Genomic DNA, 614 nt, shown 5'->3' on the forward strand with positions numbered 1-614 from the left:
GGCCGGCCGTATAACATCCAGAGACAAATACCAAGGAGTTCCACATGGCGATGCCTACGCTCGATCCGAACGCGCCGGATTTCACGCGCCGATATCCGAACCTGGCGGACCCTCGCCTTGGCGCAGAGGCCACGTTCGCGACCGACGAATTCTTCGCGCCGAAAGACCGCATGCTCAACCCGGAGCCGGCGGTGTTCATCCCCGGCAAGTACGACGACCACGGCAAGTGGATGGATGGCTGGGAAACGCGCCGTCGCCGCAACGGCGGCTATGACCATTGCATCGTCCGCCTGGCCCGCCCGGGCGTGGTGAAGGGTGTCGATATCGACACGAGCCACTTCACCGGCAACTTCCCGCCGGCCGCTTCCATTGAGGCCGCCTATCTGCCGGATGGCGAGCCGACCGATGCCACGCAGTGGACTGAAATCGTTCCGTCGACCACGCTGCAAGGCAACAGCCACGCCTACGTGGCCGTGACGAGCCCGCAAGCCTTCACGCACCTGCGCCTGAACATCTTCCCGGACGGCGGCATCGCGCGTTTGCGCGTGTACGGCCAGCCGCAAGTCGACTGGAAGGGCGCGGACCGCACCAAGCTGTTCGACCTGGCCGCCATG

The 614-nt window shown here is 65.1% G+C and carries 1 pseudogene; it reads left to right on the forward strand.

Annotated features, from left to right (window positions below):
• Positions 1-44: 44 nt before the first annotated feature.
• Positions 45-614, forward strand: a pseudogene (locus FUT88_RS25575) (allantoicase); the annotation flags it as partial.

Source organism: Ralstonia sp. TCR112 (genome assembly GCF_007997035.1).
GTDB lineage: Bacteria > Pseudomonadota > Gammaproteobacteria > Burkholderiales > Burkholderiaceae > Ralstonia > Ralstonia edaphi.